The 26333-nt window shown below is 58.9% G+C and carries 27 protein-coding genes and 1 tRNA gene; 16 read left to right on the forward strand and 12 right to left on the reverse strand.

Annotated features, from left to right (window positions below):
- The 6 genes from FCK22_RS13655 to FCK22_RS13685 form a co-directional block, all read left to right on the forward strand.
- Positions 1-404 (forward strand): YIP1 family protein (locus tag FCK22_RS13655; protein WP_169306089.1); only part of this gene is annotated, 404 nt, incomplete at its 5' end.
- A gap of 1 nt (position 405) precedes the next feature.
- Positions 406-981, forward strand: coding sequence for a YIP1 family protein (locus FCK22_RS13660; RefSeq protein ID WP_067262942.1), 576 nt, complete (start codon positions 406-408; stop codon positions 979-981).
- A gap of 3 nt (positions 982-984) precedes the next feature.
- Entirely contained in the window at positions 985-2205 is a 1221-nt protein-coding gene (locus tag FCK22_RS13665; RefSeq protein WP_067262941.1) for a cysteine desulfurase, read from the forward strand.
- A 74-nt stretch (positions 2206-2279) separates the two neighbouring features.
- A tRNA-Arg gene (locus FCK22_RS13670) sits at positions 2280-2356 on the forward strand.
- Positions 2357-2745: 389 nt separating this feature from the next.
- Positions 2746-3099 (forward strand): hypothetical protein, encoded by a 354-nt coding sequence (locus tag FCK22_RS13675; RefSeq protein ID WP_067262938.1) that lies wholly within the window; start codon positions 2746-2748, stop codon positions 3097-3099.
- 440 nt (positions 3100-3539) lie between these two features.
- Positions 3540-6035, forward strand: coding sequence for a hypothetical protein (locus FCK22_RS13685; RefSeq protein WP_067263914.1), 2496 nt, complete (start codon positions 3540-3542; stop codon positions 6033-6035).
- A gap of 85 nt (positions 6036-6120) precedes the next feature.
- Here the strand turns inward: FCK22_RS13685 and FCK22_RS13690 are convergent, their stop codons facing one another.
- From FCK22_RS13690 to FCK22_RS13700, 3 genes are read right to left on the reverse strand one after another with little or no spacing between them, the layout of a single operon-like run.
- On the reverse strand, positions 6121-6837 hold the full coding sequence (locus tag FCK22_RS13690; RefSeq protein WP_136720497.1) for a hypothetical protein: 717 nt from the start codon (positions 6835-6837) through the stop codon (positions 6121-6123).
- Entirely contained in the window at positions 6834-7097 is a 264-nt protein-coding gene (locus FCK22_RS13695; protein ID WP_348541760.1) for an AlpA family transcriptional regulator, read from the reverse strand. The genes FCK22_RS13690 and FCK22_RS13695 overlap by 4 nt, the downstream gene beginning before the upstream one ends.
- 60 nt (positions 7098-7157) lie before the next feature.
- Entirely contained in the window at positions 7158-7520 is a 363-nt protein-coding gene (locus FCK22_RS13700) for a hypothetical protein (protein WP_136720498.1), read from the reverse strand.
- A 228-nt stretch (positions 7521-7748) separates the two neighbouring features.
- Between FCK22_RS13700 and FCK22_RS13705 the strand changes: the two genes are divergently transcribed.
- The 3 genes from FCK22_RS13705 (at position 7749) to FCK22_RS13715 (ending at position 9110) form a co-directional block, all read left to right on the forward strand.
- Positions 7749-8033, forward strand: a complete 285-nt coding sequence (locus FCK22_RS13705) for a helix-turn-helix transcriptional regulator (RefSeq protein WP_082852101.1) — start codon at positions 7749-7751, stop codon at positions 8031-8033.
- A gap of 46 nt (positions 8034-8079) precedes the next feature.
- Positions 8080-8649 carry a helix-turn-helix transcriptional regulator gene (locus tag FCK22_RS13710; protein ID WP_136720499.1) on the forward strand — a complete coding sequence of 190 codons (570 nt, stop codon included), beginning with the start codon at positions 8080-8082 and terminating at the stop codon, positions 8647-8649.
- A gap of 83 nt (positions 8650-8732) precedes the next feature.
- Entirely contained in the window at positions 8733-9110 is a 378-nt protein-coding gene (locus FCK22_RS13715; RefSeq protein ID WP_136720500.1) for a hypothetical protein, read from the forward strand.
- Positions 9111-9286: 176 nt separating this feature from the next.
- On the opposite strand, the gene FCK22_RS13720 is transcribed toward FCK22_RS13715, so the two are convergent.
- From FCK22_RS13720 to FCK22_RS13760, 8 genes are all read right to left on the reverse strand, one after another.
- A complete protein-coding gene (locus FCK22_RS13720; protein WP_067266285.1) occupies positions 9287-9670 on the reverse strand; it encodes a hypothetical protein in 384 nt (127 codons plus the stop codon).
- A gap of 261 nt (positions 9671-9931) precedes the next feature.
- Positions 9932-10975 carry a DUF4238 domain-containing protein gene (locus FCK22_RS13725; RefSeq protein WP_067266283.1) on the reverse strand — a complete coding sequence of 348 codons (1044 nt, stop codon included), beginning with the start codon at positions 10973-10975 and terminating at the stop codon, positions 9932-9934.
- A gap of 1007 nt (positions 10976-11982) precedes the next feature.
- Positions 11983-13233 (reverse strand): hypothetical protein, encoded by a 1251-nt coding sequence (locus tag FCK22_RS13730; RefSeq protein WP_067266278.1) that lies wholly within the window; start codon positions 13231-13233, stop codon positions 11983-11985.
- Positions 13234-13644: 411 nt separating this feature from the next.
- The gene (locus FCK22_RS13740; RefSeq protein ID WP_136720501.1) at positions 13645-14349 is read right to left on the reverse strand and encodes a hypothetical protein; all 705 of its coding nucleotides are present in this window, start codon (positions 14347-14349) and stop codon (positions 13645-13647) included.
- A 77-nt stretch (positions 14350-14426) separates the two neighbouring features.
- Positions 14427-15650 carry a site-specific integrase gene (locus FCK22_RS13745; protein WP_082852099.1) on the reverse strand — a complete coding sequence of 408 codons (1224 nt, stop codon included), beginning with the start codon at positions 15648-15650 and terminating at the stop codon, positions 14427-14429.
- A gap of 230 nt (positions 15651-15880) precedes the next feature.
- Positions 15881-16960, reverse strand: coding sequence for a methyltetrahydrofolate cobalamin methyltransferase (locus FCK22_RS13750; RefSeq protein WP_067266272.1), 1080 nt, complete (start codon positions 16958-16960; stop codon positions 15881-15883).
- A 10-nt stretch (positions 16961-16970) separates the two neighbouring features.
- Complete coding sequence (locus tag FCK22_RS13755) at positions 16971-17900, reverse strand: 5,10-methylenetetrahydrofolate reductase (protein WP_067266270.1); 930 nt, start codon at positions 17898-17900, stop codon at positions 16971-16973.
- 30 nt (positions 17901-17930) lie between these two features.
- Positions 17931-18227 carry a virulence factor gene (locus FCK22_RS13760; RefSeq protein ID WP_067266269.1) on the reverse strand — a complete coding sequence of 99 codons (297 nt, stop codon included), beginning with the start codon at positions 18225-18227 and terminating at the stop codon, positions 17931-17933.
- 294 nt (positions 18228-18521) lie between these two features.
- Here FCK22_RS13760 and FCK22_RS13765 point away from each other — a divergent pair, with 294 nt between their 5' ends.
- From FCK22_RS13765 to FCK22_RS13775, 3 genes are all read left to right on the forward strand, one after another.
- A complete protein-coding gene (locus FCK22_RS13765; protein WP_067266266.1) occupies positions 18522-19640 on the forward strand; it encodes a Ppx/GppA phosphatase family protein in 1119 nt (372 codons plus the stop codon).
- On the forward strand, positions 19640-20365 hold the full coding sequence (locus tag FCK22_RS13770; protein WP_067266264.1) for an RlmE family RNA methyltransferase: 726 nt from the start codon (positions 19640-19642) through the stop codon (positions 20363-20365). The genes FCK22_RS13765 and FCK22_RS13770 overlap by 1 nt, the downstream gene beginning before the upstream one ends.
- A 93-nt stretch (positions 20366-20458) precedes the next feature.
- The gene (locus FCK22_RS13775; RefSeq protein WP_067266262.1) at positions 20459-21016 is read left to right on the forward strand and encodes a hypothetical protein; all 558 of its coding nucleotides are present in this window, start codon (positions 20459-20461) and stop codon (positions 21014-21016) included.
- 216 nt (positions 21017-21232) lie between these two features.
- On the opposite strand, the gene FCK22_RS13780 is transcribed toward FCK22_RS13775, so the two are convergent.
- Positions 21233-22150, reverse strand: a complete 918-nt coding sequence (locus FCK22_RS13780; RefSeq protein WP_067266259.1) for an MBL fold metallo-hydrolase — start codon at positions 22148-22150, stop codon at positions 21233-21235.
- Between the two features lie 193 nt (positions 22151-22343).
- Between FCK22_RS13780 and FCK22_RS13785 the strand changes: the two genes are divergently transcribed.
- From FCK22_RS13785 to FCK22_RS13800, 4 genes are all read left to right on the forward strand, one after another.
- Positions 22344-23405 (forward strand): methionine ABC transporter ATP-binding protein, encoded by a 1062-nt coding sequence (locus FCK22_RS13785; protein WP_067266257.1) that lies wholly within the window; start codon positions 22344-22346, stop codon positions 23403-23405.
- Positions 23395-24069 (forward strand): methionine ABC transporter permease, encoded by a 675-nt coding sequence (locus FCK22_RS13790; RefSeq protein WP_067266255.1) that lies wholly within the window; start codon positions 23395-23397, stop codon positions 24067-24069. Before FCK22_RS13785 ends, FCK22_RS13790 begins: the two co-directional genes overlap by 11 nt.
- A 41-nt stretch (positions 24070-24110) precedes the next feature.
- On the forward strand, positions 24111-24887 hold the full coding sequence (locus tag FCK22_RS13795; protein ID WP_067266253.1) for a MetQ/NlpA family ABC transporter substrate-binding protein: 777 nt from the start codon (positions 24111-24113) through the stop codon (positions 24885-24887).
- 412 nt (positions 24888-25299) lie between these two features.
- On the forward strand, positions 25300-26292 hold the full coding sequence (locus FCK22_RS13800) for an ABC transporter substrate-binding protein (RefSeq protein WP_067266251.1): 993 nt from the start codon (positions 25300-25302) through the stop codon (positions 26290-26292).
- Positions 26293-26333 lie beyond the last annotated feature (41 nt).

Consider the following 26333-nt stretch of genomic DNA (forward strand, 5'->3'; position numbering starts at 1 on the left):
ACGAGGTGCGCGTGCTGATGTTCGCGCTGATGGCGGGGCTGCTGATCTTCGTGGCCCTGTCGCCGTATCAAGCCCGCGCGGCGCATCTCGATCCGGACGGGCCGCTCGCGGTGCGCCAGTATTGGAGCGCGTTTTTCTGGATCTTCGTGATGCCCTTGCTGCTCTATGGCTTGGCCGCGATGGTCTGGGGGATCAGCCGTGTCGCGGGGCAACGGCTCAGCGGTTATGCGGTGCGGCTGACCTTGGTTTGGTCGCTCCTTGCCTCTGCACCGATCCTTTTGTTGCTGGGCCTCGCGCTTGGGTTCATCGGGCCGGGCCTACAGGCGCAGATCGTCGGGGTGATCTGGTTGGCCGTTTTCTTTTGGTTCTGGATCGCGGGACTTGTCGCCGCGCAGCGGGGCTGAGATGAGCGGCGCCCTGATCCAGCTTGCGCAGACCACCCTGCGCAGCCCCCGTGTGGCAGCGCGCCAGATTGCGGTGCTGCCCTTGGGCAATGATGTTGTCTGGACGTCGCTTGCCTTGGTGGCCGCACTGAATGCGCTCGTCATCTCGGCCACCTTCGTGATCGCGCCGCCCGCCATGGCGCTGCCGAGCTATTTCCAATCGCCACTGGTGCTCTTCGCGCTGCAGGCCGGGTTGATGGTGCTCTATGTGCATGCGCTGACTTGGGTTGGCCGGGCACTGGGCGGGCAGGGCGCGGTGACGCCGCTTTTGGCTGCCGTCGTGTGGCTTCAGGCGCTTCGCCTCTGTGCGCAACTGGGCATCTTGCTGCTGACCTTGGCGCTGCCGCCGGTGGCGTTGCTGGCCTCTTTCGTCGTTACAATTTGGGGTCTTTGGATCCTTTTGAATTTTGTGGCCGAACTCTTGCATCTGCCGGGGCTATTCCACGCCGCCGCGGTGCTCGTGGGGGCCGCGCTTGGGGTCTTGCTGGGGCTTGGCCTTTTGCTGTCTTTGATCGGGCTGACCGCCCAGGGAGTTTAAGTCATGTTCGACGTTGAAGCCGTCCGGGCGCAGTTTCCGATCCTTGGCCGCGAGGTGAACGGCAAGCCGCTGGTCTACCTCGACAATGGCGCTTCGGCCCAGAAGCCGCAGGTGGTGATCGACGCGATCACCCAAGCTTATGCGAATGAATATTCCAACGTTCACAGGGGTCTGCACTACCTTTCTAATCTTGCGACCGACAAATACGAAAGCGTGCGCGGCACCGTGGCGCGCTTCCTCAACGCCGGGTCGGAAGATGAGATCGTGCTCAACACCGGGGCGACGATGGGGATCAACACCGTGGCCTACGGTTGGGCCATGCCCCGGATGCAGGCGGGCGATGAGATCGTCCTGTCGGTGATGGAGCATCATGCCAATATCGTGCCGTGGCATTTCCTGCGTGAACGGCAGGGCGTGGTACTGAAATGGGTCGATGTGGACGCCACCGGCGCGCTTGACCCGCAGGCGGTGATCGATGCCATCGGGCCGAAGACCAAGCTGGTTGCAATATCTCACCTTTCCAACGTCTTGGGCACGAAAGTTGACGTGAAAACCATCACCGAAGCCGCTCATGAGAAGGGCGTTCCGGTCTTGGTCGATGGCTCGCAGGCGGCGGTGCATATGCCTGTCGACGTGCAGGACCTCGGCTGTGATTTCTATGCCGTCACGGGGCATAAACTCTATGGCCCCTCCGGTTCGGGCGCGATCTATATCAAGTCCGAGCGCATGGCCGAAATGCGCCCCTTCATCGGCGGCGGTGACATGATCCGCGAAGTCAGCAAGGACGCGGTGAGCTACAACGACCCGCCAATGATGTTCGAAGCAGGCACCCCCGGTATCGTCGGCACCATTGGCTTGGGCGTAGCGCTGGAGTTCATGATGGATCTGGGGATGGAGAATATCGCCGCCCATGAGGACGATCTGCGCGACTACGCGGTCTCGCGGCTCGGCGGTTTGAATTGGCTCAACCTGCAAGGCACGACGCCGGACAAAGCGGCGATCTTCAGCTTCACACTGGACGGCGCCGCCCATGCGCATGACATCTCGACCGTGCTCGACAAGAAAGGCGTGGCCGTCCGGGCTGGGCATCATTGCGCAGCCCCCTTGATGACGCATCTCGGCGTTTCGGCCACCTGCCGCGCGTCCTTTGGCATGTATAACACCCGGGCCGAGGTCGACACATTGGTCGATGCGCTTGAATTGGCGCATGATCTTTTCACCTAAGGTGAATTTCGCCGCCCTTGCCCCCGGATTTCCCATTGCAGGGGCGGCGCGCTCTGGCTATACCGCCCCTCAGTGGACCCTTAGCTCAGCTGGATAGAGCGCTGCCCTCCGAAGGCAGAGGCCAGAGGTTCGAATCCTCTAGGGTCCGCCACCAGCCTTCAGCAAGATGTTGTTTTTAAAGGGGGAAAGCTGCTTTTCCTATTTTGATCCCGCCAATTTTCCCTCCACTTGTCGGAACTTTGGCAGCCATGTCAGTAGATGCTAGGGTGGTCTTGTGGACGAATGCCCAATGCGAAAACCCTTCCGCGGCGGGCCAGCAGCCTTTAGAGACTGCAAGTTTTCCTATCAAACCGGCCGTGTGCTCTGCGCTGTACCCAAGAACCTGAATGCTGACCTTGTGCTAATGTGCTTGGTGGTCATTGCTGTCTAAGTGGTTAATGCTGACATGGCCGCCTTCGGTTTAGGTGCTACTGTTGCGGGTACCTGCAAGGCTGCGCGGGAAATGGCCGCGGCACAGGGCTACAGAGAAGGGTCTCTAGAATGAGCAAAAGCATAGAACTCGACAGTACGACTGGCGCCTTGAGCGCCTCCATGGATTCCGGCACCCCCAAACCGGTGACCAAACCAAAGACCGACCGAACATTTGACCCTCTGTCAGAATACGGCAGCCATGCTTGGTGTGCTGCGGTGCTCGGCAAAAGCACTGACTGGTTTCGAAAGAACCGGGAGGAGTTGGAGGCCGTGGGGTTCCCCAGAGTGTGCAGGATCGTCGGCCAGACCATAAAGGCCGATGTTCGAGCATGGATCACCAAGCGGCGCCAATATTCCGATGAGGCTGCGAAAGATCGGCGCCCACCGTCCCAAGGGAATAAGGAGCGCTTTGAATTCTTCTAATAGCTGGGGGAAAGCATGAAGGCATGCATGCATCCATGCAAGTATCGACGCCGGTCTGACCCCCAGCGGATTGCCTGACCTCGAAGGGGGTAGGGGGGCTCGATCGGAGGGGGGGGGCGGGGGAAAATTCGCGCGGGCGTAGCCTCTAGTCGTCTCCTTCTCTCGCGGCTTACACAATTTCGCCGCCGTAATACGCTGGTGCATCTGGAATGCAGGTTTTGGCCTGTAGCCCTGTCTCCGTAATCACATGGAGATATGCTTGTGCCCCGTAAAATTTTTTCATTTCGTTTGGATCATGACCTTGTCGCCGGTCTGGATCGATACTGTGCTGCTCGTGACCTGACGCGCGCTGAGGTAGTGCGCTCGGCCATTGAAGCGCTGATAGGCCATGGCAAGCCTGATGGGGCCCAGCCTGTTACTTCTGGCGGGGGGACACGGGTATGAGTTTTATCGAGTGTGTGAATGATGCTGTCAGCGAGATCGAGGATCCCAAAAAGCGGGAAAATGCGCGTCTCTGGGCAGACTATGCGCAGAGCGTCTGGCGCGAGGCCGCCGACAAATACGAGCGACAAGGGTACAGCCGGCACAACGCCGAGGCTCTGGCCGGGGAAGATGCCAAGGCCGCGTTCAAGAAAAAGCAGGGTGAAGAGCGGCACGTTTTCCAAGCCCGCATCGCCAACATGCGCAAGCTACAGCAAGGGGTGGCGACGACACCGGACCTGACCAAGCACCAGACAGCCAGCGTTGAGGCGCTGGACTTCAAAGCACGCGCGCTGGTGCGGCGGTTTAATGGCCGCCTCGGAGCTTTCCTGAAAGAGCATCACCGGGACATCGCCGGGCGCATCACCAAGCCCGCGCAGATGAAGAACGTGGTGCGTGAGCTTCATGGGGAGGCCACGGGGGATGAGACGGCGGCGGCGCTGGCAAAAGGCGTGAGCGAGGCGCTGGAGGACATGCGCCTGATGTTCAACGAGGCGGGCGGGATCATCGGCAAGCTGGATAACTATGGCCTGCCGCACAGCCACAGCCGCCGCGCCATCACCAACGCTGGGTTCGATCAGTGGTTTGCCGACATCGCGCCCAACCTGAAATGGTCCCAGATCGAGGATCACATGACGGGCCGCCCGTTCCAGCCCGAGGGTGCGCCGCCGCCTGACATCGCAACGCAAGAGCGGTTCCTGCGCGAGATTTACGACAACCTCAAATATGGCAAGGAAAGCCAAGAGGCGATCTATGGCCGCCCTACAGGTTCGGCCCTCTATCGACGCCGCGCCGAGAGCCGGAGCTTGCATTTCAATTCAGCGGATCAATGGGTTGATTACAATAAGAAATACGGGTCCGGTGATCCTTACAAAAGCCTGATGGGCCACGTCCACAAGATGAGCCGCGACATCGCCGCGATGCGAGAGTTCGGGCCGAACCCCGGTATGGGGATCGAGTATCAGCAGCAGCTCGCCATGAAGCGCGCCCGGGATCAGGGGCTGGGTGCCGATAAGGTATCGAGCAATGGCAAGATGGCCCGGCGCATGTTCCGGGTGGAGAGCGGCGGTTCGCAGGCAGAAACGCTATGGCAGGACTATGTGTCCACCTTCCTTTCTTCGACGCGCCACGTCCTGACATCGGCCTTCCTTGACCGGGCTATCGTAGCCTCCCTGTCCGATACCAACACCATGCGGCTTGCTGCCGAGCAGATCGGGATGAACCCGGGCAACGTCCTGTCGCGCCATGTGAAGATGATGGCCGACAGCATGACAAAGGATGAAGCCCTGCGCGCGGGCTGGGTGGCCGACACGCTGGCAGACCCCGGCATCGCCCTTGCACGCTTCCAGAGCGAGGTTCCCCCTGGAGAGATTGCCGAGCGCCTGTCCAGCGCCTCCATGCGCGTGCAGGGCCTTTCAGGGTGGACGGACGCCGGGCGCATCGCCTTCCAGATGGAGATGTCGGGCCTCATGGCGGCCAATGCCGGGCGCGCGCTTGGCGATGTCGACGCGCCCTTGCAAAACGCGCTCCGCAAAGCCGGTGTGACAGAGGATGATTGGGCGCAGTTCACCCGGGCAGAGCATATGTTTACCGCTGGCAACGGCGCCACCTTTGCCAGCCCGTTCTACTGGCGCGAGGCGACCGATCTACCGTTCGATCAGGCCGAGGACATCTTTGCGAAGATCCAAGGGATGATCGAGGAACAGACGGAGTTCGCCGTTCCCACGCAAAACCTTCTCGCCCGCGGCATGTTCGACCCCTCCGCCTTCGATCTTCCGCCCGGCACGCTGCCCTATGAGATCGTGAAGTCAGGGTTGATGTTCAAATCCTTCGCCATGACCTTCACCGTTAACCAGTGGCGCCGTACGCTGGCCCAAGACACGCTTGCGGGCAAGATCGGCTATGCGGCCAACCTTGTAGGCGGCGCTACCGTATTAGGGGCAACCGCCTTGCAGATAGGGGAGCTCATCAAGGGTAATGATCCTATGGACATGACAGACGGCAGCTTCTGGGCGCTGGCTGGTCTCAAAGGCGGTGGGCTTGCAGTTATAGGTGACATCATCGCCGCCGGGCAAACCTCTTGGGGGGCAGGCTTGGGCTCTTATCTGGCCGGGCCTATGCCACAGGTTGCACAGGACGCATGGGATTTGACCATCAAGAACGCGGTGCAGGCTGCGCAGGGCAAAGATACCAACTTCTCCAAGGAAGCTACCACGGCGCTCAAGCGGTATATGCCCATGGGGCAGACCCCGCTCATCGGTCCCGCCTTCGATCGGCTGGTGGCCGACCAGCTTCACAGGTTCCTTGACCCCGAGGCCGAGCGGGATTTTCGCAAGAAGGCGACCGCGCAGAAGAACCTCACAGGGTCGGGAAGCTGGTGGATGCCGGGCAGCCCTGTTCCCGACCGTGCCCCTGATCTCAGCTCTTTACTCGGTACTCGGGGAACCTCAGGCTGATCGACGTTTGACCCTCAACAAAAAGCCCCGCGGGCCAATTAAGGACCGCGGGGCAATAGCTTCTATGCGCTTGGTTCGCGCAGGATTATGACCGGTTAAACATCGTTCGCACTTGCTTTTGAGAGAACACCTTGCCCCGTTCTAGGACGTGGTACTCATAATCCCGCACTGGGGGCCATACAGTGCGGCTTTCAGCCTCGATGCCGGGCAGCATGCTTTGTGTAATCCTGAAAGTCCTGATCGAGATGGGGAGGTCATAGCTCCCATGATCATGGAATCCCCGTGCATGGCCCTCGGGCCTATTGAGCGGCGGGCTTCCTTCCGGCAGATCAGAATTCACACGATCCACCATAGCGTTACTTTTCATAATCTCTTCGATCAGTGTGGCGAGCTCGGATGTCAGCGCCGGATAACGATCGGCAATCATAGCGGCAACTTTATCCCTTTGCGCCTGGGCTGCCTGATAGCGGCGGGCGGCCTTTGCAGCGCTTTCGGAATTCAGCAGTTCCTCGGCGCGGCTCTGCAAGAGATCAATGGCAGTTTGCAGGCGTTGTCTATCGACGGCCGCCGCCTCTGCATTTTGTTTGGCCTCTTCGATCTGAGCGCGGGGCAGGAGGGGGTCCAGCATCTGTTTGCGCGATGCTTCTGCATGCTCGTCAATCTTCTTCACCATCTTCACGGCCTCTTCACGCAAGCGGGCGGTTGCAGAAGATGTGGCAGCGGCATTGTTGAGGCTCTTGCCAATACGGGAAAGAAGGTTGTCCAGAGATTTCGAAGGGTTATCCAGTGTCGAGGTGGTCATGAGTTTTCCTTTCCAAATGGTTTAGGGGAGGGGTCTTTCTCTGACTTTGAAGCCAGCCACGCCTCTATGTCGGCCAACCGCCAAGCAACGGCGCGAGCGCCTATACGGATGGGTTTGGGGAATTGGCCTGTAGCGATGAAGGCGTAGATCGAGGATTTAGAGAGCCCGACGCGCGCCCTAACCTCGGGGAGCCGAAGGACTGAAGAAGGTGGTGCGGGGGTATTCATTGGGGTCTCCTGTTTTCCAACAGGGGCCAGCATGGTCCGCCATAGTCCAAATCCGAATGCACGGGCGGGGCGGGCTCTTTCGGCTTCGCTCGTTCAACCAGTTGGAGGAAGGCCGTCCTGTCCGCTGGCCGCGCGCCAGATCGCAAGAATAAGCTGGCAGCTCAAGCTATTGGCCTGCTTCTGGTATTCTTCGCTTCCCGGCGCCCCGGTAGGACCTTCCATCTCCCAAAGGGCACTGGCCAGAACGGCGACACCCGCCGGAGACGTCGGCGGGGTTTTGATCATCGCGTCAAAGGCTGCGGTTTCTTCGGCCTCTGCCGCTTTGCTCTCGGGCGCATCGAAGTCTTCATTGCCGGGGGCAGCAGCAAGGCGTTCCCATGTTGCCCGAGCATCATTCCATTGGTGGAAAAAGGTCACCACCGGGTCGCCAGTCTCTGACGATTTCTCATTGGGCATATTGAAAGAACTACGGGGGGTGGGGCGGGATTGTGACATCATGTCTAACCTCTCGATGATGGTGATATGAGTAGCCTGCATTCGATGGAAACTCGGCGCGCAGGTCTTCGACGCCTAAATATTGGCGCTACCTCCCTTGATAAAATTGTGCTATTGGTACAAAAATAGATATAAGGCACACTCTGGTCAACCCATATTTGTGCCAATGACACAAAAACAGAGACTCAAATGGAAAACATGCAAACAGCAGACATCAGTCCTCTGCAAATTCGCTTGGCAAAGGCGGCCCTGAATTTATCGAACCCAGCACTCTCAGCGGCTACCGGCCTGCATAAGAACACCATCAACGCGGCAGAGAAGGAGGGTGGGAGCCCCAGCAAGTCTACCCTGCGCTCCTTGCGCATGTTCTTTGAAGCAAGGGGGGTAATATTCGTGCCTGCCAACGGCGGGCCGGAAGGCGTCAGGTTTGCAGATCCTCAAAAAGATCATGCCCCGGGCATCGAGGGCGACTGATCGCCTGAACAGTTAAACGGTAAAAATTATTATTTCATAAGGTGTTATGATGGATACGAAGTTTGTCAAAGACGTGCAAATGGCGGGCTGGTCAATTCAAGCCGTGTCGGAAGATGCGGTAATTGGTAAGTGCCCAAGCGCGGGCTGCAATCTCCACGCGCAGCTGCAACCAGGAGCGGCGATTCCGGCGGTCGATCCTGGCTGCCGGCGCAACCCGATCGACGCCAAAATCAAAACGTATGACGATATCAGAAGGGCGTTCCGCAAGCGCCGGGAGAACCTGCTGCTTACGATCCGCGAGTTGGAAGAGGTCGCCGGGCTTGAGCCTGATCTACTGGCAAAGGTGGAACGCGATGGGACGAAGAAGATCCCCAACGTGCAAACCCTGCTGGATTGGGCCGGAGCTTTGGGGTTTGAGCTCGCCTTGCGTCCGGTGCCAATGACACCTCTGGCGCTGCGCACAATTGTCGAAACCCGCGACAAGTCGGCGGCCAGGACCAAGCGCATGACGCTGGAAAACAGGCGCCGCGGAAAAAAAAGCAGATACAAAACGATAATTGGCGTCATACAACGTGCATCTGATCTGCGGAGGTTGCATGCCAAAATGGCCCCATGACAAACCTCACAGCAATCCCGACCCGTCCCCTCCGTATGCGCGCTGCGTTGCGCCATGCGATTGACCTCCGCGTCAAGAAGGGGATGACCATCACCGCGGCCTGCGAAGAGGCTGGGATGAGCCCCCAGGGTTATCACAAGGCCATGAAGCGGGCGGCGGTGCGCGACTATCTCCAAACGGTCCAGCTCGAATTCGTTGCCAGCGTCGAGAGCGACAAGGCGATGCACAAGGCCCGCGCGATGCAAGTGGGCATGGACCTGATGCTGAACTCCAAAAGCGAAGCGGTTCGGGCGCGAATGGTCGAATTCTTTGCCAGCGATGGGAAGGTTTCGCCCGTCTCGGTTCACATCGATGCGCGGCAAACCGCGGGATATGAATTCGTAAGGCCGGGACAGCAAGTGGTTGAGATTGTAGGCGGCGGGGATACCTCCGACGACAAGGCGGGATCATCGGGGGTGTAAGCTCTTCTCCGGTACAGCGCCAATTGCCCTCTGCTGCGCTTTCCGCTTGTCGAGAAGATGCTGAGCCCCCCGCAATGCCAGCTGCGCCGTCTCCCGCCGTGCCGGGCTCAGGTTGGGATCAGCCAAAGCTGCTTCCAGCTTCGCGACCAATCTCTCCGCGCGCCTGATCCGAACATTCAGTGTGCTGGTGCCCATGCCCTTACCATTCCCATGATCACATGCCCCGTAGAGAACAGCACCAATGCGGCGACAAATGCGGGCCAGAAGGTATCGAAGACAGTAGGCGCAGGGATCCCCAAGCGGTCCCAATGGTCTCGCAGGGTGGCCTGAAAATAAGCCGATCGAACGATACCGACCGCCAATGCTAGGATCAGTGGGTTAAGCTTATGCGAGACCATCATCGCCAATGCGAAAATGATCAGGAACCGCAAATCCATAACCGCAGCCATGACCTTGCCGGTCGCATTGGCCAGCGCCCATGATTGCCCGTTCAACAAGACAAGGAATGCGACGAGCACGAGACCCAACAGGGCCGCCGAATATTTCCACGAATATACCATTGGAGATCAACGCCTTTCGTTTCGATTAAGGCACCCTAGCGTATAAAGTACCTGACCACGAAATAGAGATTTACACGCGGCCCGGGGTTATCTCCTGACCCGGCACCGACGACCAAGAAAAATATGAGGGCATCAGCTTGGGGTTTCGAAAGGGTGCAGCGCGCCCCTTCGTCGGAGAGACGTAACCGGAGGTTACGGCTAGAAAGAATCCCCCCCACGCGATTGAGAATGGAATGGCGTAACAGTAGGGGGTTAGGTCTATCATCCCATCTTTAGTTTCAATCCGCCTCCGCCAGGGCCTTCTCTGTCAACAAATCGCTTGGCTAGGCGGAAATCACCCTTCTCGCATACGACGAATTCTCGTGCGGATGCTACCTGCAAGGAGTTGTAAAACTCCATGGTTTCGCCAGTGGCGATCAGGGGGGTGCCTTCGTTTGCTGCCCTTATAAAGCTTTCAACCTTATCAAGGCTATCTTTCAGTAAGGATAGGTGAGCTTCAAGTTCAATTCTTTTCGACCCGTAAGCGGTAGGAGATAGAGCCAACATAGCCTTGACCTGCTGGGCGGATTTCTTGTTTTCTTCGAAGGTCGTGCGAAAAGAGGCTAGAATGCTCGGACACAACGCAGCCAGCATGAAGCGACTGGAAAGGGGGATGTATAGCTGTATCCCTTTAACACTCAGCCCAATGTTGCCGAAAAATCCTTCTTTTCCCTCGTCGTTATGAAGCGCGACCGGGTTGTCTGAAAGATAGAATGCCTTGTCGTTTGGTGCTTGCAATAACAGGAAATCTTTTGTTGCAATAATGCTCGAAAACTTTTCGATGCTGCTTCGTAAAGATTCCAGATGGCTTTGCGCTAAGCGCTTATCGGACAAATCATCCATTACGGCCAGTTCATGTTCAGGTAAGCCCAACTTCTTTAGGTGGTTCTGAACCCCTTTGAATAAAGTATTCATCTGATCCCGATACGCACGAGTACGCAACAACTGGAACGCAACAAACACCCCCAACATCATGCGTTCCTCCGGCGATCCATCTAGTCGCTGTCGGTTCACCAGCGCTTCATACGCAGGCAAGACTGCGTCTTCCACCCGGCAGGCAGATTCTTCAAAGCTGGCATAATATCTTTCGTCGATATTGAACTCGTGGAACCGACGCTCGGCCATCACATTTGCAATATTGGTCTGAAAGCGCCTCCCCGTAGATTTCTGAAAAACGTTGACGCGCTCTTTATCTTTATTTGCCAAGAACTTGCGCAGGATAAACTTCGGAACGTAGTGCTGGTTTTGCGCGGCATGCCCTGTCACGACAGTCTCTCCTAAGTCATCATTGGTGGACCGCTTTCATTCTTCTTCATTTCCGAGTGGTACGGAAGAGCAGAGTTTTTCACTTTATTTGGGCTCAAATATTACCCGGCGCGTGTGCAAGCGCAGCGTTTCGCTTTCATTTAGATTGTCAGTGGTGAGCCCAAGGCCCAGAGGATGGGCGATGGCAAGCCCCGGTCGTCTCGTGCAACGGCTGCGCAGCGATCCTCCTTAAGAGATCTGCAAGAAGACGGCCGAGGTCGAGAAGCTTCAGGACCGCATCGCGAAGATGCGCGCAAAGGAGGAACTGACCGCGGCAAACGTCAGGACACAGGCCACCTATGAACGGCGCCTGAAAGAGCCCCTGCAGAGCGAGAGGCGTCGGTGGCGGCCCGGGAACAAGAAGCCTCGTCACAGATTGCAGGCCTACAAGCCGCTGTAGAGGCCGTCAGGGAGGGCACAGTCATTCGGGGAGGAATGGCAGGCCCAAGGTGACAGATGCCACCCACGCGGCGCTCCTGCGGCCTGTATGGCGCTCCCTTGACCCTCTCGTCATGGCACTCGCCGACATGCGCGCCGAAATGGCATCCAGCCTCCAAAGGTTCCGAGACCTGTTCCGCCGCAATGAGCTTCACAACGACATCGCAGAAGAGGGCAAAGACTTCTTAGGAGGGATAGAGCCATAAGAGCGCGCAGCGCCCCCTTTGGGAGCCATACAGGACATGAAGCCCGTCAGAGGCCGTATTTAACGAGACCAGAGGCGACACCCTGAAACCAACCAGCAAAAAGCGAAATTTTTTCAGAGGCCTTAAAACACAGGGTTTGAGCGATCTCATAGAGAGAAATGAGGGCTGGGGAGTGGAGTTTCTCGCGGGAGGGAGGCAAAAAATCCGTCTCAACAGCACAAAGGGCCGGAAAGCAGCTCCCCCACCCGGTTTCTCTCCATATGTAAGTCGCAAATGACGTAACCCATTGAGCAGTAATGAAAAGACGCGCCGTTTTGGGTGGTCTTATTTTGTGCCTGCTTCGGATACGCTGAGATAGACGCCCATGATCTTATAAGCCGCATCTGTCATAGCTTCTTCCAGCTCATCACGTTTAGACGCTGGCACCAGAAAGCTATCGTGAACGGGTAGCGCAACGATGCCTTTGCGTAGGATCAACTCGGCCATGACTGCTTCTGCAATGTCGGAATCTTTTCGCATCAGCCGCGCGCCTGCATCGCTGTGCAGTTGGCCGGCAATGGGGGCGTGTCTGTGCTTAATCGCCTCGATGAGTGCTCGCGCCTTTCCGATAGCCTCTTGGCTTCCCGGCACGGCAACGGTTTGCATCAGCTGTTTGTCGTCGTGGCCTTCCACCCTCTGACCTGTTTCCTTGTCGATTGATCGTCCATCGCTATGCGCAATCGACATGCGAGCGGCACCTTCTGTCTTTGCGTTGATGAGGGTGAATGTTGCCACTTTCACAAGGTCACGCGGCCAGCCATCGAGGGCGTGGCAGTCTCCTGGTAATGGAAGCCCTGCCTCTGCATAGAGCATAGCAATGTGCATCCCATCAAAGTCCAGCTCAACTACGGGTTCACCGTCGATTTGCAACGTCCTGCGGGCCTTGGCTTTAATGTTCTGCCAGCTTGTTCCCATTGGGTAAAAACGTCCTCCACGGCCAAACGTCTTGTTGTAGATCCTTGCCATTGGACAGGCTAGGTTGGGCAGGTCCACAATGTTGCTTTGGCCCGGATGGTTGATGGCCGCTGCGGTGATGGCCTCGTTAAAATCTTCTGTCTTACGGTCTTGCCGCTCGATAACTCGGGTTCTCTTGTAATGAACAGGCTTGCCTTGATCGTCTCGCAAGATGGTCGTGTTAGGCAAGCGGGCAAGCTTTAGGTGAGGCTTTCCTTCTAAGAGACTTAACACCACGTCTACCAGTTCCGGGGTCGCTTCAAAGGCGCTTTGCCAGCCGAAATTACCTTGCGCTTGCTTGTAGTGCTTGATCCAACCCGCGGCGGCTAGCCGGTCCACGGCTTGTAGAACGGCTTTGTATTTCATCAGTTGGTGCCGATGAGGGCCGTAGTAGTTTTTGTTCCGGCTATAGGATACCGGAGTGCCTATAAAGAAAGCTTCAAACGCCGCGACGACGATTGCCGCCCCTGTTGCGCCGACGCCAAACGTCAGCTCTATCTCTGCCCAGAGGTGCTTGTCTTCATACTTCACCACAAGCGGTATCTGGCGCTCATCCTGTTCAGGATAATATGGCTCGTTCAATGCCCGTTTCCCATTCAGGGCCGGGACGGTTTTCGTTGCGGAAATATGGACGATGGCCTATATTTGTGTTGTTCACCCGCAAGGACCGCCAAGGCCTATTGCATCTAAAAGCCCGTGACCTCTCCTAAAGGTCGCGGGCTTTCTCAATCAGGCAGTTTGAATGTGTTTTTGCAGATCGCTGGCGCGCCACCGGACACTTCGGCCGATCCGCACGGGCTGGGGCAAATCGCCGGATTTTGACAAGCGCCAAACTGAGGGGACCGATATGGCGGTGCGCTGGGCTACTTGCTTAACGGTCAACAATTGATCGAAATCAGAGGGTAGGGGCTGGCTGGTCATATCATGCACTCCATTTTGTAAGGTGTGAGCACGAATGACATTTCTAGGTGCTAGCTGACCAAACCCATTTAATCAGTCATCGGACATGATTAAGTGCCAACTCGCGTACTCCATTAGCGATTTGCCAGAAAAATGTAGCTCGCGATCCATCAGAGAAATTTGAGGTTTCCCTGACCATCGCTTCCTCGTCTCATTGTTCTTGGCGAGAGTTCTCTTCGCCCAAGCCATAGTGATCTGACGCTTGGCAGCAGTCGTCATGTTGTTGATAGTTGAAGTGCTGGGAACCGGGTGCTTCTCGCTTTTAAGAACTGAGATAAGAGCTTTCTGAAAAGGCCCGTTGGGCCTTGCTTGATCGCCATCTTTGCCCGCTCCAGGGCTCTGCCTCTGCCCAAGAAAGTAGACTTCTCCCAATGTGATCGCCAGCCGATAGCCCCAATCATCTCCAGGGCGCGCCTTTGGGCCTCTGACCTCTCCTGTTTTAAGCGAAAGGCTTCCGGCCCCCGACTGGTCGACCACTGCTTGGTTAATCTCAGCGACCATCGATAAGCCGCGCAATAACTTTTCGGATGCTTCGGTTGCGAACTGGCAAAATGGGGGAACATCATTTTCCAGCTCGTTTTCGTTGGCTGACCAGAGATTGATCTGGTGTAGTAATTCGAACGGCATATCAGACAGAGCATTCGAGAGCCTTTTGATCGCTCCATCTACAGAAGAGATCACCGCCAAGTTTGCTTTTGCTTCCGAGTAATTGGGCTCTCGGCGAAGGGCATTCACCATTTTGACTGCGGTCGCAGGGTATCGTTCAACAACGTGCTCCCATCCAATCTCGTTTAGTGCGGCGCGCGTTTCAGCCCTCATACCCTTACGAGCTCCACCACATCACCGCTTTGGCCGGTGGCATATCGGCTCCAAGCGTCCATCAACGCGCGACGTCGTTCAAACAGGTCGGACCGGAAGTAGGCTCCCTCCACGCCTGCGACCTTGTGCGCTAAAGCAGCCTCGGCTAGTTGTCGGTCGGCGTGGGCCTTTTCAGCACACCAGTCCCGGAACGATGAGCGAAAGCCATGTGCCGTTAAGCCCTCGCGTTCCATGCGTTTAAAAAGGGGGCGGAAGGCATTAACGCTTAAAGGCTTGCCTAGTCCTTCCGCGTTGCCCTGAGGCGATGGGAATAGATACTTGGCGTCGAGACCACGCACGCTTTCAAGAATGGTTACTGCTTCGTCGCTAAGCGGGACGCGATGCTCTTCCTCAGCCTTCATTCGGCTGGCCGGGATGGTCCATGTACGGTTTTCCAGATCGATCTCCTGCCAAGTTGCCATGCGCGCTTCGCCACTTCGCGTGGCTGTGAGAATAATGAACCGGAGACATGCCGCGGCTACGGCTTCCCGCTCCGCCAGATCAGACATGAAGGCTGGGACATCCCGCCAATTCAATGCGGCGTGGTGGGTCGGTCTGTGCTTTCCCTTGGGTAGGGCGCGCCGCAGCGCCCCATCAACGGGGTTTGGAGTCTCTCGGCGTCCTTGGCCGATCGCATAATCAAACACGGCCTCCAAGCGTTGTTTGAGGCGCTTTGCGGTAGGATGCAAGTCGACCCAGATCGGGCTGAGTACATCCAGCACTTCATGGCGCTGAATATCTGCCACGCTGCGGCTGCCAATTTTGGGAAAAGCATGGTTGTTAAGGCTGGAAAGCCATTGGGCCCGGTGCTTATCATTGCGAAAGGTGGGAGCGAGGCTTGCGTGCAATTGGCGTGCGGCTTCCTCAAACGTTGTTTCTCTATGATCGCGCTTGGCTATGGGGTCGCGCCCTGCCTTGGCCTCCGAGCGCAGCTCGTGGGCTTTGGTTCTCGCGTCTGCCAGTGAGAGAGTATCCAGACCTCCCAAGCCGATTTCGCGCCGCTTAGACTGACCTTTGACTGTGACTCGCAGGAGCCAGCTTTTGGTCCCACCGGCAGATACATTGAGGTAAAGGCCGCCGCCATCCCCATACATACCTTTGTCGCGAAGCGATTGAATCTTTTTGGCGTTGAGTTTTGACATTTCATCCCACCACTTTTCCACCCCGTATCCTTGATACATAGTGACTACGGATGACCTCTCATGCAAGTGTGATCTATGTAAAATTAGGAAAATAAAGAAATAAATGATCTCGTATGAGGTGGGTGATAAGGGTGTTAGGTTGATCTAGGGTCCGCCATTTTTTCCGATCGTTAAGTTTGCTGCCGCGCGATGCGTCGATCATCCGTTTGCGCAAGAAAAAGCCCCGCGCAGCGATGCTGGCGGGGCTTTCCGATTTCTAAAGCGGTGCCTTAGCGGCGGCGGCGCCCACCTGAGCGGCCCGCGCGACCGCGGCCCTCTTGACCCGCTTTGGGCGCGCTTTTGTTGAACTCAATCCAAGCGCTGCCATGAGGATCACGGTCGAAGAGGAAGTTGGCGGCGCGGATGGCCTCCATCTCCTTGCCCGGGCGGGGTTTGGTCGAGCCGAGGTTAAAGAGCGTCGCAAAGGTCTCGTCATCCATATCTTCGGGGAGGATGATCCCCGCGGCGGCAATCTCGGCCCGCTTTTCGGCGATTTTGGTGGCGCTCAGCGGCACGGCCACCGGGTTCATGATCGCACTCGTCATGCCCGCACCCATTGCCATGGGGAGGAAGGCATTGTTGATGCCGTGGCGGTTGGGCAGCCCGAAAGAGATGTTGGAGGCGCCACAAGTGGTGTTCACGCCCAATTCCTCGCGCAAACGGCGGACAAGGGTAAAGACCTGATGGCCCGCCGTCGCCATGGCGCCAATCGGCATGACCAGCGGGTCGACGACGATGTCATGGGCGGGAATGCCAAAATCGGCGGCGCGTTCGACGATCTTTTTCGCCACGGCAAAGCGCACATCCGGGTCCTCGGAGATCCCTGTGTCGTCATTGGAGATCGCCACGACAGGCACGTTGTATTTCTTGACCAGCGGCAGCACGACCTCCAGCCGCTCTTCCTCTCCGGTGACGGAGTTCAGCAGCGGGCGGCCTTCGCAGGCCTCAAGCCCCGCCTCAAGCGCGCCGGGGACCGAACTGTCGATGCAGATCGGCACGTCGACGGCATTTTGCACGACCTTGATCAGCTCCGGCATCAGCATCGGCTCGACGAAGTTGTTGTCGGCATAGCGCGGGTCTTCGGCCATTTTGTTGGAGAAGACCGCGCCCGAGTTCACGTCGAGCACCGTGGCACCGGCGGCGACCTGCGCGATGGCATCCGCCTCGACCCGCGAAAAATCGCCTTGCTCCAGCTCTTGGCTGAGGATCTTGCGGCCCGTGGGGTTGATCCGCTCTCCGATCACGCAAAACGGCTCGTCAAAGCCGATGACGGCGGTCTTGGTCTTGGATTCGATGACGGTTCTGGTCATGTAACTTCCTTCAGGCTGCGTCGGCGGGCACCCCAGAGGCGCCGCCATTCTCTTGGACCCATGTGGCGCTGGTCTTGATCCCGCCCAGCGGGAAAAGATGCACATGGGTGATGTTGAAATCCGGGTGCGCCGCTTTGTGGGCGGCTAGTTCGCTGATCACATCTGTCGGCTCATAGGGCAACAGCAGCTTGGTGACATCCATTGCCCGCTTTTGCAGCACCTTGAGCGAGGGGCCAACACCGCAGGCGATGGCGAATTTGATCAGCGTTTGCAGTTTGGCGGGGCCCGCGATGCCGATGTGGATGGGCAGGGTGATACCAGCGGCCTTCAGACTGTCGGCCCATTCGATGATCGGCTGCGCGTCAAAGGCGAATTGCGTGGCGATGGCCATTTCGGCGTCCGTGCGGGTTTGGAAATCGTTCTTCCATTTGAGCGCCGCATCGACGTTAAGGCGGCCCCCGACAGCGTCGATATCGCGGTTGCCTTCGGGGTGGCCAGCGACATGCAGGCGGGTAAAGCCTGCCTTGTCGAACAGCCCCGTTTCCATCAACTGCATCGAGTCGCTGAATTCCCCCGCCGGAGTGGTGACACCGCCCGCCAGCAGCAGCGCTTGGCGCACATCGGCCTCGCCCTGATAACGGGCGATCCAATCGGCCAGCGTGGCGCGGTCTTTGATGATGCGGGCCGGGAAATGCGGCATGACCTTGAAGCCATCCGCATTCAACCGCGCGGCGGTGGCGACCATGTCTTCGATCGGGGTGCCGTCGATATGGGCGATATAGACACAGGTGCACTCTGGCAGTAGGGCGCGGAAATCCTCGACCTTTTCGGCGGTGCGGGGCATCACCTCGATCGAATAATCTTTCAACAGCGCCTCGACTTCGGCCACCGGCGCCTCTGGGGCCGGTGTTTCCTTTTTGCGGAAGTTCAAAAGTGCCATGAGCGTGTCCTTGATCATAGGGCTGGCAGGCTATGCCCAACCGTCGTTGTCAATCAGTTGCTTAATCCGGTCGCGGTCGTATTCCGCGTCGATGCGGGCGGCTTCGGCATCGGCGATGCTGTCGGGATCGCCCTCAACCTCAAACGGCTCTGCCTTGCGCCATTCCGCGAGATAGGCGTCGGTATTGGCGGCCCCCACCTTCATCGCCGCGCGGTCGATCGCCTGTTCAAAGCGTTCGGGCAGGGGGCGTTTCGCCCCGCGACGGCCCTTGCCGACGATCACCTGAGCGGGAATATCGCGCCAGTAAACGATGGTGACTGCGGGCATGGGACGATTCCTCCGGTTTAAACCTGTCTAACGAGCGTCGCGGTCAGGACAGGGCCGTTTTTCGACGAAACACGACCCATCCGCGACTTGGGGGAGGTGATAGCGCATTGGCCCTGCCATCACGAGGGGGCGGCGCCCCCCATTATTCTCAAGATGATTGTGAGGTGGCCCTGATTGCGGGGCGAGGGTGTCCCGCGGACGCCGCGGAAATTGGCCCAAGGCACCGCGACCACTTGCACCGGCTGGGCGCAGGGAATACCTTTGGGGGCAACTCGATATGAAAGGCGCGTAACCATGGCGCCACAGCGTCCCAAAGGTGCGGGTGCGCTCGACAAAGACATTCCGGCTCTGAGCCCCGCGCCAGTTCCGCCCAGATCTAATGAGCTATATGCGGCCCTAGATCTGGGTACAAATAGCTGCCGCATGTTGATCGCCCAGCCTCGGGGCAGCGGTTTCCATGTGGTGGACAGTTTTTCGAAATCGGTGCAATTGGGTGCCGGTTTGGAAAAGACCGGGCGGCTTTCGCGCGGATCAATGGCGCGCACCATTCAGGCATTGCGCATCTGTCAGCAAAAGTTGCGGCGCAACAAGGTGCAGAACATGCGTCTTGTCGCGACCGAAGCCTGTCGCCGTGCGCAGAACGGGGCGGAGTTCATGCGCCGCATTCAGCGCGAGACCGGTCTCAAGCTCGACATTATCCGCCCCGAGGAAGAAGCCCAGCTTGCCGTGATCTCCTGCGCGCCGCTGGTCAGCCGCAAGACGGAAAACCTGCTAGTGGTCGATATTGGCGGCGGTTCGACCGAGCTGGTGTGGATCGACATCTCCAAAGTGCCGCGGGCCGACCGCGCACGCTCGATCATGCGGCTTCAGGGCGGGTTCTATCAGGCGAAATCTGATGTCCCCGCCGCCCGGGTGGTGGATTGGATCAGCGTGCCCTTGGGCGTGGCGACCCTGCGCGATCAATTTTCTGACGTCGAAGACGATGCCGCGCGCTTTGCCCTGATGAGTTGGTTTTTCGAAGAGAACCTCACCGATTTCACGCCCTATCAGACGATCCAGTCGCAAAAACGGTTCCAGATCGTCGGCACCTCGGGCACCGTGACCACCGTGGCGGCAAGCCATCTGAACCTGAAGCGCTATGACCGGACAAAGGTCGACGGCCTCAGCATGACCAGCGCCCAGATCGACAAGGTGATCCATTCCTATATCGCCATGGGGCCGGGCGGGCGGCGCGCCGATCCGCGTATTGGGCAAGACCGGGCGGCGCTGATCATGTCGGGGGCCGCGATCCTGCAAGCCTTGATGCGCTGCTGGCCGACCGACAGGCTGTCAGTTGCGGATCGCGGTCTGCGCGAAGGCCTGCTATATGCACAGATGAGCGCCGATGGCGTATTAGAAGAAGGGGTCTTTTAATGGCCAAGACACCGGACGGAAAGAACACCTCGGGGCGCGGTCAGCGTGATCTCAAGGTCAAGGTGAAATCCGCACGCGGGCGCAAGCTCAGTTCCACCCGTTGGTTGCAGCGGCAGTTAAACGATCCTTATGTCAAACGCGCGCAGGCCGAGGGCTATCGTGGGCGGGCGGCTTATAAGATCATGGAGCTGGACGATAAATATCGCTTCCTCGTCCCCGGCGCGCGGGTGGTCGACCTTGGTGCCGCACCGGGCGGCTGGTGTCAGGTCGCCGTCAAACGCTGCAACGTATTGGGCGAAAAGAAGGGCAAGGCGCAGGGCACCATTCTGGGGGTCGACCTGCAAGAAATGGAGCCGATCGCGGGCTGCGAGTTGCACCAGCTCGACTTCATGGAGGATGACGCCGACCTCAAGGTCAAGGAGTGGCTCGGCGGCAAGGCGGATGTGGTGATGTCGGACATGGCCGCGGCCTCATCCGGGCATAAACAGACCGACCACCTGCGCATCATCGCGCTTTGCGAGGCGGCGGCCTATTTCGCTTTCGATGTGTTGGAAGAGGGCGGCACATTCGTAGCCAAGGTGCTGGCAGGCGGCGCGGAAGGTGAGTTGCAAAAGCTGCTCAAGCGCCGTTTTGCCAAGGTCGCCAATATCAAACCACCTGCAAGCCGCCCGGATTCGTCGGAAAAATTCGTGGTGGCCACAGGGTTTAAGGGCGAAGAAGCCTAACCCGCCATCGCCGTTCATGGGGCGTAAACCAGTCAAGGCTTAGGGTGTAGCTCTCCCGCGGTATTGTGCCGCCTACCTCATGAGGGCTCCCCGATGCTACGACACCTGCCACTTGTATCGCTCATCTTCATCCTCTGTTCCGGGCTCAAGGTTTCCGCCTCCGAAGTGCCTTGGGCCGTGAACGATTACATCGACCGTGACTTGCTGTCTTGGGTCAATGACGCCCGTATCGTCGATGCGATCGCACAGCAGAACGCGCGGCACCGCGAATTGAAGGCGCTGGCGGTCACGCCGGCGGCAGTTACAGGGCCGGGCGCCGAGGTGCCCCAGTCGAAAGCGCCGATTGCCGCAGCGTTTCTCCAATCGCAGATCGCCCGCGCCGAGGGTCAGATCGCCGAGGTGACTTTGCTGGATGCCTATGGGCTGACCGTGGTCTCCAGCGGCAGCGCCTCGGTCTATTTCAAAGGCGGCAAGCCCAAGAACAGCAACCGTTTTTCGCCGCCGTCGGGGATTTTCGTGATTGATCAGGTGGCCGTTGACGAAAGGTCGAAGGCCCATCAAAGCCGCGTCTCGATGCCGATCACGGAGCCGTCGAACGGCGCAATCATCGGGGTGATTACAGTTGAGTTGGAAGCGGCGGCTTTCTTCTGAGGCTGCCCGCGCAGACCGGTCCCGGCAGGCGGGGCCGGTCTGTTGCTCACCCCTAAGCGGGGTCGGGACTATCAAATATCCCCGAACAATCCTTCAGCGATAAACCCCTTGGCTTCGGCGTTGTCGTGCGGTTGAGCGCCGGGGGTATTTACCGGCAATACCCCACTGGCCATGGCGTGCGAGTCGAACAGGGAGCGGTAGCGCAAATCAAGTGTTTCATTGCGCGCCCCCCAGAAAGCGATAGCTCTCGCCATTGCGCTCGACACGGCCCAATCCGCCCTGCGGCAGGTGGAACCCCATCAGCCAGATCCGCTCCTGCGCCAGCCGATCCAGCAAGCGCTGCCGGGTCTTCGCGCCTAACTCGGGGTCTTGGTCCGATCCGCTGGCCCAGCCCGGGCGCGCAAAGGCAAGATGGTGGTTGCCAATGGCGTCGCCGCCGATCAACAGCGCATCACCGCCCGTGCCCAGAAGGAAAGACATATGCCCGGGCGTATGGCCGAAACTGTCCTGCGCCGTGATGCCGGGCAGCACTTCGTCCCCGTCGGCAAAATGGCTCACCCGATCCTCAATCGCTTCCAGCCGCCGCGCGGCCCCCACGGCAAAGGCGGCACGGGCCGGGCCAATCCGGTCCACCGTCGCCGGATCGCGCCAATAGTCCCATTCGACCTGGCCCATATGGTAGCGCGCATTGGGAAAGACCAGATCGTCGAAATCGTCCAGCACGCCCCACAGGTGGTCGGGATGGCCATGGGTAAAGACCACATCGGTCACCGCCTCCGGCGCGACGCCTGCGGCATCAAGGCTGTCGAGCAGCGCCCCGGCGGAGGGCATGAAGGCAGGGCCCGCGCCCGCGTCAAAGAGGATCACACGCTCGGCATTGCGCAAAAGCGTCAGGTTGCAGGGCGGCTCCAACTGGTCTTGGGGCAGGTCGAAGGGCGCCAAAGCCTCCGCCAGTGCGTCTTGCGGCAAACCTTCGAAGAAAAAGCTGCGCGGCAGTACCAGATTGCCGTCGCTTATGCTGATGAATTCATAGCCGCCGATCTGGGCCGAGGTCATCGCGAAGACGCGCAGCGGCGTTTGGGCGAGCGCGGCCGCCCCCATTCCGGCCAGCACCATCCGTCTGTTAATCTTCATCTGATCCCCTCCCATCATTCATTCCGATTCGTGAATATAATCATCCCCATCGGTGTGCGGCACAAGGGGCGAATGCGGGGGCGAGAGATAGGCCCGAGAAACAAGGCAGCTATGCATGATCATGCCTTGCATCGCCCGCAGGGGTTCTATCTACGGGGGCACCACTCGAAACCCACCCCGATCCGGACGGAAAATGACTGATATCACTACAGAAGGCGCCTCGATCGCCTTTGACAAGGTCGGCAAGGCCTTTACCAAAGCGGGCGGTGCGACCGTGAACGCGCTCGAAGGGATTTCCCTCGACGTGGCGCCCGGCTCCATCACCGGGATCATCGGGCGTTCGGGGGCGGGCAAGTCGACCCTGCTGCGGATGGTCAACGGGTTGGAGCGTCCGACGACCGGCAAAGTGCTGGTCGGGGGTGAGGATGTTGGCAGCGCCAAGGGCGGCAAGCTGCGCGCGATACGCCGTGACGTTGGCATGATTTTTCAACACTTTAACCTGCTGTCTTCACGCACTGTGGCGGGCAATATCGCGCTGCCGCTCGAAGTGGCGGGAATGCCGAGCGCGCAGATCAAGCCGCGCGTGGCGGACCTGATCGACCGTGTCGGTCTGAGCGCGCAGGCCGGGCGCTATCCGGCGGAGCTTTCGGGCGGGCAGAAACAGCGCATCGGCATCGCGCGGGCCTTGGCCACCGGGCCGAAGGTGCTGCTTTCGGATGAGGCGACATCGGCGCTCGACCCCGAAACCACCCAAACGGTTCTGGCGCTTTTGAAGGACATCAACCGCGATCTGGGGCTGACGATCCTGCTGATCACCCATGAGATGGCCGTGGTGCGCGACATCGCGAGCCATGTGGCAGTGATCGACGCGGGCCGCATCGTGGAGCATGGGGAGACCTATGACATCTTCACCGCGCCGCAACATGCGACGACGCGGTCCTTCCTGTCGGGCGTGACGGGCGTCACCCTGCCTGCCTTCGTCAAAGACCGCCTGACCCGAACCCCGCCCGCGGCAGGGGGCGAGGAGGTCATCCGCGTCACCTTTGCGGGCACCCATGCCACCGATCCGATGCTGGCGCGATTGACGCAAGAGATGGGCATTCCGGTCAATATCCTTGCCGGCGCGGTGGAAGAGATCGGCACGCGGCCCTTCGGCAACCTGCTGGTGTCGATGCCCGTGGCGCAGGCCGCCCAAGCGCGGGCCTTTTTGGAACAACACGGGCTTCTGACGGAGGTGCTGGGCTATGTCGGCTAATCTGATTAACCTATTGATCGAAGCCACCGGTCAAACCCTTTACATGGTGGCGATTTCGGCCATCCTCGGCACGCTCTTCGGCCTGCCGCTGGGGCTGTTTCTGGCCACATCGCAACGCGGGGAACTGCTGTCGTCGCCATGGGTGAACAAGGTGTTGGGGCTGGTGGTGAACGCCACGCGCTCCGTGCCGTTCATCATTCTGGTCGTGGCCATCATTCCCTTCACCCGCATGATCGCTGGCACCTCGATCGGCACCACGGCGGCGATCGTGCCGCTGACCATCGCCACGGTGCCTTTCATCGCCCGGCTGGTGGAAAACGCCATCCGCGAGGTCGATTCCGGCCTGATCGAAGCCGCCCGCGCCATGGGTGCGACGCCGCTGCAAATCATCCGCAAGGTGCTGCTGCCCGAGGCGCTGCCCGGCATCACACTGGGCCTGACCCTCGCCATCGTGAGCCTCATCGGTTACTCCGCCATGGTCGGCGCCGTGGGCGGCGAAGGTCTCGGCGATCTGGGTATCCGCTATGGATATCAGAGGTTTATGCCCGATGTCATGGCGATTGTCGTGATCATCCTCATCGTTCTGGTGCAGCTTGTGCAGTCCATTGGCGAGCGTATCGCCAGCGCCGTGGATAAACGGGCCACCAAAAGTGGCGGTCAATAGGCCGCGCCTTACATCCGTTCTCTCAATCTAAGGAGACTACTATGCTTCGTCTTACAACACTCACCTCCGTTCTGGCGCTGATGGCCACCGGCCTTGCCGCCGAGGAAATCAAAGTCGGCGTTTCGCCCGGCGAACATGCCGAAATCATGGAAGAAGTCGCCCGCATCGCGGAGCCTATGGGCCTTGAAATCGATGTGGTCGAATTCTCTGACTATGTGGTGCCGAACCAAGCGCTGGCCGATGGCGACATTCAGGCGAACTCTTTCCAGCACGTGCCCTATCTCGAAGCGCAGATGAAAGACCGCGGCTTTGAACTGAGCGTGGTCGGCAACACGATCACCACCCCGATGGGCGTCTATTCCGACAAGATCACCGATCTTGCCGATCTCGAAGAAGGCGCGACATTCGGCATTCCGAACGATCCCACGAACGGTGGCCGCGCGCTGTTGGTTCTGCAAGAACTCGGGTTGATCAAAGTCGATGAGGCCGCAGGTCTGGTGCCGACCGTCCTCGACATCACCGAGAACCCCAAGGACCTGTCTTTCAAGGAGCTCGACGCCGCGCAACTGCCGCGTTCGCTGGCCGATCTGGACGCGGCTTTGATCAACACCAACTACGCGATTGCCTCGGGCCTCAGCCCCAAGGAAGATTCCATCGCGATGGAAAGCGCCGAGAACCCATATGTGAACGTCATCGCCGTCCGCAAGGGCGACGAGGACGCGGCATGGGTTGAGACATTGCTCAAGGCCTATCACTCCGATGAGATCAAAACCTTCATCGATGAAAGCTATCAGGGCACGGTCATCACCTCCTGGTAAGCGCTTATTCTAGAATCGTATTGATAGACTTGACCCGGGCCTCCGCGGGTCAAGAGCGCCCCGGCCAGGGCCGGGGCATGTTGACTGGTTAAAACTCCCCTAATCATTGGGTTGAGGCTGACGGTCAGCTAAAACCATTAAATTTCTGTTTAGAAATTCCGCGTAGTTCTTGCAGGTAACGCGCGTTCTGGCACATTTCTACGCATACTTCTTAACATTGAAATTATGTTGCGCTGCGGCGTGAGAAAATTGTTGAAAAGTTCAGTTCCGCCCGTATCGTGAAATCGTGAGGGATTTTTTCACATGACCCGGGGCTTGCCCTTCCTGATGTCTGACAGGGCCGATGGTGGCGATCCATGTGAACGGGAGTTCGACTGCAAGACGCGACCATAACAAACCAAGGGAGACTATCATGAAGACCGTGAAACTGATGGGCACCGCCGCCAGCCTGCTTGTGCTGGGGGTCAGCCAATCCGCCGCGCAGGATCTGACCGTTGGGTATTTCCTCGAATGGCCGATGCCGTTCCAATACGCCAAGGCGGAGGGGATGTATGACGAAGCGCTCGGCACGACGGTAAATTGGGTGAGCTTCGATTCCGGCACCGCCATGTCGGCGGCGATGGCCTCGGGGGATGTGCAGTTGTCGCTGAGCCAAGGCGTGCCGCCCTTCGTGGTCGCCACGTCGGCGGGGCAAGACCTGCAAATTCTCGATGTCGCGGTCAGCTACTCCGAGAATGATAACTGCGTCGTGCGCGAGGCGCTGGAGATCGACAAATCCTCTACCGAGGAACTGGCGGGCAAGAAGGTCGCGGTGCCGCTTGGCACGGCTGCGCATTACGGTTTCCTTAAACAAATGAACCACTTCGGCGTCGATGTTGGGTCGCTCGACGTGGTGGATATGGCGCCGCCAGATGGGGCCGCGGCCATCGCACAGGGATCGGTCGATATGGCCTGCGGCTGGGGTGGGTCGCTGCGCCGGATGATGGAACATGGCAATATCCTTCTGACCGGCGCGGAGAAGGAAGATCTGGGCATCCTCGTTTTCGACGTGACCTCCGGCCCGGCCTCTTGGGTGGCCGAGAACTCTGACACGGTTGCCGCCTTCCTGAGCGTGACGGCCGAGGCAAACGCGATGTGGGCGGATGAGGCCAACCGCGACAAGATGCTGCCTGTCATCGCCAAGGACGCAGGTATGGACGAGGACGCCACGATGGAAACCATCGCGACATTCTCTTTCCCGTCGGTTGATGAGCAGATGGGTGAGAAATGGCTCGGCGGGGGCGCGCAGGAGTTTATGAAAGGCGTGGCCGATGTCTTTGTCGAAGCAGGCGCGATCGACGGTGCGCTCGACAGCTATGAAGACGCGGTGAACACCGGCCCGCTGCAAGCGGCGAGCGAAATGTAGGCCAAGCGGCGCAAAATAAGGCCGCCCCGTTGCAGCCCGGT

The organism is Sulfitobacter sp. 15WGC (assembly GCF_005068605.1).
GTDB lineage: Bacteria > Pseudomonadota > Alphaproteobacteria > Rhodobacterales > Rhodobacteraceae > Sulfitobacter > Sulfitobacter faviae.